Annotated in this window: 10 protein-coding genes; 8 read left to right on the plus strand and 2 right to left on the minus strand. The window is 61.2% G+C overall.

Features of this window, described 5'->3' with window-relative positions; genetic code table 11:
• Positions 1–149: 149 nt before the first annotated feature.
• Positions 150–1142, minus strand: coding sequence for a GntR family transcriptional regulator (locus ALO80_RS01975; protein WP_375232994.1), 993 nt, complete (start codon positions 1140–1142; stop codon positions 150–152).
• A 346-nt stretch (positions 1143–1488) separates the two neighbouring features.
• On the opposite strand from ALO80_RS01975, the gene ALO80_RS01980 reads away from it, so the two are divergent.
• From ALO80_RS01980 to ALO80_RS02015, 8 genes are all read left to right on the plus strand, one after another.
• On the plus strand, positions 1489–2862 hold the full coding sequence (locus ALO80_RS01980; RefSeq protein WP_055007745.1) for an amidase: 1374 nt from the start codon (positions 1489–1491) through the stop codon (positions 2860–2862).
• A 74-nt stretch (positions 2863–2936) separates the two neighbouring features.
• Positions 2937–3818, plus strand: coding sequence for a polysaccharide deacetylase family protein (locus tag ALO80_RS01985; RefSeq protein WP_004658231.1), 882 nt, complete (start codon positions 2937–2939; stop codon positions 3816–3818).
• A gap of 27 nt (positions 3819–3845) precedes the next feature.
• Positions 3846–5186 (plus strand): MFS transporter, encoded by a 1341-nt coding sequence (locus tag ALO80_RS01990; RefSeq protein WP_054984233.1) that lies wholly within the window; start codon positions 3846–3848, stop codon positions 5184–5186.
• A 10-nt stretch (positions 5187–5196) separates the two neighbouring features.
• Positions 5197–5958 carry an SDR family NAD(P)-dependent oxidoreductase gene (locus tag ALO80_RS01995; RefSeq protein ID WP_055006410.1) on the plus strand — a complete coding sequence of 254 codons (762 nt, stop codon included), beginning with the start codon at positions 5197–5199 and terminating at the stop codon, positions 5956–5958.
• Positions 5959–5995: 37 nt separating this feature from the next.
• Positions 5996–6745, plus strand: a complete 750-nt coding sequence (locus ALO80_RS02000; RefSeq protein ID WP_055007746.1) for an SDR family NAD(P)-dependent oxidoreductase — start codon at positions 5996–5998, stop codon at positions 6743–6745.
• Positions 6746–6762: 17 nt separating this feature from the next.
• A complete protein-coding gene (locus ALO80_RS02005; RefSeq protein WP_054984230.1) occupies positions 6763–7062 on the plus strand; it encodes a hypothetical protein in 300 nt (99 codons plus the stop codon).
• Positions 7059–8066 (plus strand): CobW family GTP-binding protein, encoded by a 1008-nt coding sequence (locus ALO80_RS02010; RefSeq protein ID WP_055007747.1) that lies wholly within the window; start codon positions 7059–7061, stop codon positions 8064–8066. The genes ALO80_RS02005 and ALO80_RS02010 overlap by 4 nt, the downstream gene beginning before the upstream one ends.
• Entirely contained in the window at positions 8063–9259 is a 1197-nt protein-coding gene (locus ALO80_RS02015; protein ID WP_055007748.1) for an ABC transporter substrate-binding protein, read from the plus strand. The genes ALO80_RS02010 and ALO80_RS02015 overlap by 4 nt, the downstream gene beginning before the upstream one ends.
• 249 nt (positions 9260–9508) lie before the next feature.
• Here ALO80_RS02015 and ALO80_RS32400 read toward each other — a convergent pair.
• Positions 9509–9652, minus strand: a 144-nt coding sequence (locus ALO80_RS32400) for a hypothetical protein (RefSeq protein ID WP_162839033.1), incomplete at its 5' end; no start/stop codon positions are given.

Here is a 9652-nt window from a genome sequence, read left to right on the forward strand (position 1 = left end):
AACACTATCGTGCCAATGCTTTGCGTTGGCATGCCGTTCGTGACGCTCCGCGTCACAAATCGCCGCCGCGCGCGTGCTCGGGATCGGACGCAGAGCGTCCAGAACAGCGTTCCCACTGGAGCGTGTGCAATGAATCTTCCAGCCCCGCCTCAACTCAACCGCGTCAGATACCCCGGCACTTCCTGCTCCGGCAGCACCGACAGCACTTTCAGGCGTTGCAGCATGCGCTGTCGGGCGCGTAGCAGGTGTTCCTTGAGGTTCAGGGCGGCGGCATCAAACGCTCCGTGCAGCAGCAGTTCGATGATCAACCGGTGTTCGGCCAGCATCGCTTCGTCGGCGCCGATACTCAGCAGCCGGTAGAAAATCCTGTTGATAATCATCGGGCTCTGCGCCTGGCTGATCAGGGTGGCGATCTTGCGGTTTTGCAGGCCTCCCAGGCATTGCTGGTGCAGGTCGTCCTCAAGGCGTTCTATCTCCTCCAGGCTGCAATGGTCGGCATTTTGCGCCTGGATGACCCTGGCCAGCATTGCTTCAAGGGTTTCGCGACTCAATTGTGGCGCGGTCTGGCGCAGAGCTTCAGGCTCGAGGCAGGCGCGCAGTTCATAATCTTCGGTGATTTCCCGAGCTGTCAGCGGCCCCGCCAGCCACTGCGAGTAAGGCTCTTTCTCCACCAGGCCGCGATCACGCAAACGCATCAGCGCCTCGCGAACCACCGCGCGGCTGACCCCGTAATGCTGCGCGGCAGTCTGTTCATCCAGCCGATAGTGACCAAAGGCGATGCAGGCCGACAGCGCCGCGCCGATCTCTTCATGAATCCGCTCGCCGAGCGGGCGGGTGTCGACCAGCTCTTCGCTGCTGTCCAGCCCGAACTGCTTGTGGCTCAGGCTCAGCCGCAGCGGCTCGACTTCCCGAGCGTCAGGATTGACCAGATAGCCGCGGCCATCGAAGCGGCTGATCAGACCTTCTTCATGCAGCAGATTAAGCGCCTTGCGCACGGGTACCCGACTGGTGCCGAACAGTTCTGCCAACGGTGCTTCAAGCAGCACCAGTCCATTGGCGGCCGCACCCGAGACGATTGCGTTACGCAACACCTCACGGATCATGGCGTAACGCGACGCGGTGCGCGTGTCCTCTTCTGACATCGGTTTCATACACTTCTGGCGATTGACGGGCAATTCTCGCACAGATGCGCCGCTGTCACCCTGGGCCACGTCCTGATGCTCGCTCATGGGGCCACCGTTACTTTTTTGCACTGAAATGTACCTTTTGTAAAAGATACATTATTTCTTTATGACGATTATGTGCTCTGAAGAATCGTCGCCGTGCCTCATCTCCGGTCTTTCAGGAACGGTTCTAGCACGGCGGTTCCAGACTGCCGGGGCCTGATCGGCAATAAGGCCGGGAAGGGTGCTGGCGTAGATTGGCATGGAATCTGCCTTTATTAAATGTACATTTTATTAATAAGTACATTTTAAAGGCCGCGTGCTTATGAACGACACCGGGAACCACATTGCCACTCGTGACGCCTGCGCAATGGCCGAGGATTTCGCACAGGGGCGCAGTGACCCGCTGCAGGCTCTGGAAAGCGCCTTGCAACAGGCGACCGAAGTCGATCATGTGTTTATCTCCATGAGTATCGAGCGTGCACGCAGGGAAGCCGAAGCGTCCGCTGCGCGCTGGAAACACGGGCAGCCATTAAGCCCGTTCGACGGTGTGCCGATTGCCTGGAAGGATCTGTTCGACGTGGCGGGCTGCGTTACGACGGCCGGTGCCGCCTTGCGCAACAACCTTTCGCCTGCCTTGCTGGATGCGCCCGGTGTGGGGCTGCTGGCGCGCTCCGGGATGGTCAGTCTGGGCAAGACCAATCTCAGCGAATTCGCCTATTCCGGGCTGGGCCTGAACCCGCATTTCGGTACGCCGGTCAACCCTGCAAGCGACAGTTCGCCCCGCATTCCGGGTGGCTCATCCTCGGGCTCGGCGGTTGCCGTCGCTGCCGGGATCGTGCCGATTGCGATGGGTACCGATACCGCCGGTTCAATCCGTGTTCCGGCAGCGTTCAATGGTCTCGTCGGGTTTCGCAGCACCAGTCGCCGCTACAGCCGTGACGGTGTCTTCCCGCTGGCCCTGACACTGGACAGTATCGGCCCGCTGACACGCAGTGTGCGCGATGCACTGGTGATCGACGACCTGCTTTGCGCGCGCAGCAAGCCTTCGTCATTAACACCTCGCAGCGTGGCCAGCCAGCGTTTTCTGGTCGATAAGGCGGTGCTGGAAGACCACCGTGTCGAACCTGCGGTTCGCGACAATCTGCTTCGTGCCATTGGCGTTCTGCAAGACAACGGCGCCGTGATCGAGGTGCGGGATTGTCAGGCATTTCAGGCCACGTTGCAGTTGATTCAGCAGCAAGGCTGGCTTGGTGCTGCCGAAGCATTCGCGTTGCATCAGTCGTTGCTCGACAGCGACGCCGCCAGTCAGCTCGACCCCAGAGTTCGCAAGCGCCTGGAGGCAGCACGTCACATGCCGGCCAGCCTGCTGGTCAATCTGTACGCCGCGCGGGAACGATTACAGGAGCAGTTGACCGTTGAACTGGACGGCGCGCTGCTGGTTACCCCGACCGTTGCTCACGTGGCTCCGCCGCTCGCGCCGCTGCTGAACGACGAAGAGCTGTTCATTCAAACCAACCTTGCCACGCTGCGCCTGACCATGCCGGGCAGCCTGCTGAATATGCCCGGCGTTTCGATGCCCAGTGGTCGCGATGCCTCGGGCTTGCCCACCGGCCTGTTGCTCAGCGCTCCAGCAGGGGAAGACGCACGGCTGCTGCGCGCAGCGCTGACCGTAGAAGCGTTGATCGCAGCATCTTGAACACTCTGTGAATTGCAAACCGGCGCGCACGGTACACCGCGAAGCCGTTCTGATTAACCCGTGGGAGAACAAAGATGGCCAAAGAAATTCTGTGTGCGTTTGGTGTGGATGTGGATGCGGTTGCAGGCTGGCTCGGCTCATATGGCGGAGAGGATTCGCCGGACGATATCTCGCGCGGGCTGTTTGCCGGTGAAGTGGGGGCACCGCGTTTGCTCAAGCTGTTCGAGCGTTACGGCCTGCGCACCACCTGGTTCATACCGGGCCACTCGATGGAGACGTTCCCCGAGCAGATGAAGGCTGTGGCAGATGCCGGACATGAAATCGGCGTGCATGGTTACAGCCATGAAAACCCGATTGCGATGACTCCGGAGCAGGAAGAGATCGTTCTCGACAAGTCCATCGAGCTGATTACGCAAATGACCGGCAAGCGCCCGACCGGCTATGTCGCTCCCTGGTGGGAATTCAGCAACGTTACCAATGAGCTGTTGCTCAAGAAAGGCATCAAGTACGACCACAGCCTGATGCACAACGACTTTCATCCCTACTACGTTCGCGTGGGCGACAAATGGACCAAAATCGATTACAGCCAGCACCCTGACACCTGGATGAAGCCGCTGGTACGCGGCGAAGAAACCGATCTGGTGGAAATCCCGGCCAACTGGTACCTCGATGACCTGCCTCCGATGATGTTCATCAAAAAGGCACCCAACAGTCACGGTTTCGTGAACCCCCGACACCTTGAAGAAATGTGGCGCGACCAGTTCGACTGGGTATATCGCGAGCATGAACACGCCGTATTCACCATGACCATTCACCCGGACGTGTCTGGTCGCCCGCAAGTGCTGCTGATGCTGGAGCGCTTGATCGAGCACATTCAAAGCCATGCAGGCGTCAAGTTCGTCACTTTCGACGAGATCGCCGACGACTTCGTGCGTCGTAACCCCCGTACCCGTTGATACATTGCCCTGTCCGAGGCGTCACTCATGTCCATTTACAACAAGCTCGACCTGACCGGCTGGAAACCTGAGCAACTGACTCCGGAGCAAGTGCGGTTCGCCACATGGATTGCGTTTTTCGCGTGGGTGTTTGCGGTATATGACTTCATTCTGTTTGGCACGCTGCTACCGGAAATCGGTCGGCATTTCAGCTGGAGTGAGGTCGAACAGGCCGAAATTGCGACCTGGGTCGCGGTCGGCACAGCGGTGGTGGCGCTGGCCATCGGCCCGCTGGTAGATCGCCTGGGACGGCGCGTGGGTATCATTTTTACCGTGAGTGGCTCGGCGATCTGCTCGGCGCTTACGGCCATCGGTGGATCCTGGGGCAAGTCGCCGCTGATCCTTATTCGTTCGCTGGGCGGTCTGGGCTATGCGGAAGAAACGGTCAACGCGACCTATCTGAGCGAAATCTACGCAGCGTCCGACGATCCGCGACTGACCAAGCGGCGTGGCTTCATCTACAGTCTGGTGCAGGGCGGCTGGCCGGTGGGTGCCTTGATCGCGGCCGGTCTTACCGCGGTGCTGCTGCCGATTATCGGCTGGCAGGGGTGCTTCGTGTTCGCGGCCATCCCGGCCATTGTCATCGCGATCATGGCGCGCAAGCTCAAGGAGAGCCCGCAGTTCCAGATCCATCAACGCATTACCCAATTGCGCAAGAAGGGCGACCTCAGCCAGGCGCAGGCTGTGGCGCAGACGTACGGCATCGATTACGACGAACACAGCAAAGCCGGTATCGGCGCTGCCTTTCGCGGTACATCGCTGCGCGCAACCCTGGTGATCGGTGCTGCGATCCTGCTCAATTGGGCGGCCATTCAGGTGTTCAGCGTTCTGGGCACGACAGTGATCGTCAGTGTTCACCACATCTCTTTCGAAAACTCGCTGATCATCCTGGTGCTGTCCAACCTGGTGGGCTATTGCGGTTACCTGTGTCACGGCTGGATGGGTGACCGGATCGGTCGCCGCAATGTCATCGGTCTTGGCTGGATGCTCGGCGGCCTGGCGTTTGCCGGCATGCTTTACGGGCCAAGCAACATGGTGATGGTGGTCGGCTTGTACAGCCTGGGGCTGTTCTTCCTGATCGGTCCGTACTCGGCGGCATTGTTCTTCATTAGCGAAAGCTTTCCGACCAGCATTCGTGCAACGGGCGGCGCAATCATCCATGCCATGGGCCCACTCGGTGCTGTGGTCGCGGGTTTCGGTGCCACATCGGTTCTGAGCGCTGGCGGTGACTGGCAGACCTCGGCACTGTACTTCGGCGCACTGCCTTGCTTCCTGTCGGGTGCACTGATGTTTGCGGCCAGACACGTGCGACCTGAAACCGTGAAATGAGGAGCAGCACATGATTCGTAAAGTTGCAGTAGTAACCGGTGCCGCCAGCGGCATCGGCCAGGCGCTGGCAGTGGCTTTCGCCCGGCACGGTGTGGCGGTGGCAGGCGGGTTCTATCCGGCTGACCCGCATGACCCTGAAGATACCCGGCGGCGAGTGCAGGAGGCGGGTGGCGAATGTGTGATGCTGCCGCTGGACGTGACCAGCACAGCGTCGGTCGATGATCTGGCCGCCGCTGCGATCAAGGCTTATGGCCGAATCGATTACGCGGTGGCCAATGCCGGATTGTTACGTCGTGCGCCCTTGCTGGAAATGACGGACGAACGCTGGAACGAGATGCTCGACGTGGACCTCACCGGCGTGATGCGTACCTTTCGCGCCGCCGCCCGGCATATGGGCGAGGGCGGTTCGCTGGTAGCGATCTCCTCGATCGCCGGTGGTGTTTATGGCTGGCAGGACCATTCACATTACGCAGCGGCCAAGGCGGGTGTGCCGGGGTTGTGCCGTTCGCTGGCGGTGGAACTCGCGGCGAAGGGCATCCGCTGCAATGCCGTGATTCCGGGGTTGATCGAAACGCCGCAATCGCTGGACAGCAAGAACTCGCTGGGGCCGGAGGGCCTGGCTCAGGCAGCCAGCGCCATACCGCTGGGCCGTGTCGGTCGTGCGGATGAAGTCGCCGCGCTGGTGCGTTTTCTGTGCAGCGACGAAGCCAGTTACCTGACCGGGCAAAGCATCGTGATCGACGGCGGCCTGACCGTACGCTGGCCGGGCTAGATCGCACACCCTCAACCCAGGAACAGGAACCCGACCCATGCAACAACTCAAACAAAAACGCGCCGTCATCACCGGAGCAGGCAGTGGCATCGGCGCTGCCATCGCCCGCGCTTATGCGGCAGAAGGCGCACGTCTGGTGCTGGGGGATCGAGACGCCGATAGCCTGGCAAAGGTCGCAGAACAATGCCGGCAGCTTGGCGCCGATGTGCAGACGTGCGTAGCCGATGTCGGCAGTGCCGCCGGTGCGCAGGCCGGCGTGGATGCCTGTGTCGAGCATTTCGGCGGTATCGATATTCTGGTCAACAATGCCGGCATGCTGACTCAGGCGCGTTGCGTCGACCTGAACCTCGACATGTGGAACGACATGCTGCGCATCGATTTGACCAGCGTGTTCGTGGCCAGCCAGCGCGCGCTGCCGCACATGATTGCCCAGCGCTGGGGGCGCATCATCAACGTTGCCTCGCAACTGGGGATCAAGGGCGGTGCCGAGCTGACCCATTACGCCGCCGCCAAGGCCGGGGTGATCGGCTTCAGCAAATCCCTCGCGCTGGAAGTCGCGAAAGACAACGTGCTGGTCAATGCCATCGCTCCCGGCCCTATCGAGACCCCGCTGGTCGCCGGGATCAGCAGCGCCTGGAAAACCGCCAAGGCGGCCGAGTTGCCGCTGGGACGTTTTGGTCTGGCTGAAGAGGTCGCGCCGGTGGCGGTACTGCTGGCCAGCGAACCCGGCGGCAATCTGTTCGTCGGCCAGACACTGGGCCCCAACTCCGGCGATGTCATGCCATAACTGCTGGAGAACACCTGATGTGTGGATTGTGCGGGCTGTTGGGCGAAGACGTGCACTGGAGCGATCCGCTGGCAGCCGAACTGCCTCGTCGGCGCGAGCGTTTGCGGCGCATTGCCGCGATTAACAAGGTGGTCGCGCCGTTTCGTCTCAAGGTCGAAGACTTTCAGGGCGTTTCCTACCTTCTGCTGGGTGCCACCGGCAAACAGGAACTGGCGACCGGTCTGGAGCAGCTCTGGCAGAAAGCCGAGCTGCTCGTCGGCCGGCCGCTGGACCCGCTTGACCCCCGTTTGCTCGACCATTTGCAGAGGTCCTCATGAGCATTGCTCTCAATGTGATTACCGGTTTTCTCGGCAGTGGCAAAACCACGTTGCTCAAGCGCCTGCTGGCCGATGAAAACATGGGCGAGACGGCGCTGCTGATCAACGAGTTCGGTGATGTCGGTATCGATCATCTGCTGGTTGAAGAGGTCGCTCCGGATACCGTGCTGTTACCGAGCGGTTGTGTCTGCTGCACCGTTCGTGGCGAATTGAAAGACGCGTTGCTCGGTCTTCTGGAACGGCGGAATCGTGGGGAGATTCCGTTGTTTCGCCGGGTGATTCTGGAGACCACCGGGCTGGCTGATCCGGCCCCGATTCTCACCACGCTGAGCAACGATCCGCAATTGCGCGGACGCTTCCATGTCGGCCTGATCGTCACCTTGGTGGACGCCTGTCACGCCGCACTGCAGGAGCGTCTGCATCCAGAGTGGCTGGCTCAGGTCGCTGCGGCGGACCGGCTGTTGCTGAGCAAGACCGATATGATCGATGAGCCTGCGCGAGAGGCACTGCGTCGGCGTCTGCAAACGCTCAATTTTTCTGCACCGCTGCGGGATACCGCGCAGATCCACAGTGGAGACCAGCTGCTGCTTGGCGAGGGCATGCGCAGTGATGAGCCGGCCACTGAAGTGACTCGCTGGCAACTGCATCGAGTGCTGTCTACCACCGCTCGGCATGGTGATGCGCAGGTCTGTTGCCTGACCTTCGAACGCCCTCTGGACTGGGTCGGTTTCGGGGTGTGGCTGTCGATGCTGTTAAGATGCCATGGCGAACGAATCCTCCGTGTCAAAGGACTGCTCAACGTGAACGACAACCAGGCTCCCATCGTGATTCATGGTGTGCAGCATTGCCTGCATGCACCGGTGCATCTGGCGGCCTGGCCAGGTGAGGATCGTACTTCGCGGCTGGTGTTTATCTTGCGCGGTCTGGAGGCGGACGCACTGCGACGCTCGTTCGAAGTGTTTTCCAGCAGTTTTGCGCCGCCGCTCAATGAGTCAGCAGCATGACCATCACCTTGCGTGTGCTCGGTACCTCCGTGACGTTGCTTGAATCCCTGCGCGAGCGGGCCGAGCAGGAGCTGGGCATCAAACTGATCTACCGGATTCATGATGTGCAGACCGCGCAACGCATCGCGGTCATGCAACCAGATAGCTACGATCTCTACGACCAGTGGTTTCATAACGTCGATTTCGTCTGGCCTGCCCGAGCGATCCAACCCATCGACACGCGGCGCATCGCGCTTTGGCACGAAATCAACGACCTGCCCAAGCGGGGCCGGTTGCGACCCACCGATCAACCCGGCAGCGGCAGCGTGCCCAGCGAGCGTTTGTTCGTGCAGCATGACGGCAGTCTGGGCAGTGCGGTGACCGAGCGCATCAGTATGTTGCCGCTGACCCATAACGCCGACAGTTTTGCCTACCGCCCCGAGCGCTTGCCGGACGGCTTGAGCCCTGCGGACGAAAGCTGGGGCTGGCTGCTCGACCCTGCGTGGGGCGGGCGCATCGCCTTGCAAAGCGACGCTGCCATCGGCGCGCTGGATGCCGCGCTGGCCGTGCAGGGCGCGGGCCTGGCGATGTTCAAGGATATCGGCAACATGAGCATCGAGGAGATCGACCTGCTGGCTGAGGTGCTGGTACGTAAACAGCAGCAAGGGCACTTTGGTGCATTCTGGTCGGATGACGAAGAGGCCGCTGAACTCATGCTCAGCCCGACCATCGACATCCAGAGCCTCTGGTCGCCGACCCTGGTCAGGCTGCACCGTGCGGGTGTGAAGTACCGCGTGGCGGTGCCCAAAGAGGGTTATCGTGGCTGGTTCGGCGGGCTGTCCTTGTCACGCCACGCCACGGGCCCGGTGCTGGATGCCGCCTATGCGTACCTGAACTGGTGGCTGTCGGGCTGGCCTGGTGCGGTGATGGCGCGGCAGGGGTACTACATCGGCAATCCGGCGCGCAGCCGGGATCACCTCAGCGCTGCCGAATGGGATTACTGGTACGCCGGACTGCCTGCCCGCGAACAGCTGCTTGGCAGCGACGGTCTGCCACTGATTGACGCCGGCGAGATCCGCGACGGCGGTTCCTACGAAGAGCGCATGGGCCACATCGCCGTGTGGAACTCGGTCATGAATGAGCACAACTACCTGGTCCGCCGCTGGAGCGACATTCTGCGCGCCAGTGACAAAAGCAGCGCCAAAGCTCGCTAGCCCTGCGCACTGGGGCGCGGACGCAGCGCGTCCGGAACGATAATCGTGTAAACACTATCGTGCCAATGCTCCGCGTTGGCACGCATTTAGAGACACTCCGCGTCACAGGTCTGCGCCGCACCGCACATTCAAGAGCTGACGCAGCGCGTCCGGAACGAGGTAGTTGGCGCAATCGGGACCCTGCTTCAGTGGCGACAAAAAAAAGCGGCTACCTCCCGGCAGCCGCTTTTTATCCACCTCAGCAACGCATTACTTCGGCAGTTTGAACGCCATCACGTAGTCACCCTGTTTGGTGCCCAGTGAGCCGTGACCGCCAGCCACGACGAGCACGTATTGCTGGCCGTCCTTGCCGGTGTAGGTCATCGGTGTGGTTTGTGCGCCTGCCGGCAGGCG

Origin of the sequence: Pseudomonas caricapapayae (genome assembly GCF_001400735.1) — a bacterium.
Lineage (GTDB): Bacteria > Pseudomonadota > Gammaproteobacteria > Pseudomonadales > Pseudomonadaceae > Aquipseudomonas > Aquipseudomonas caricapapayae.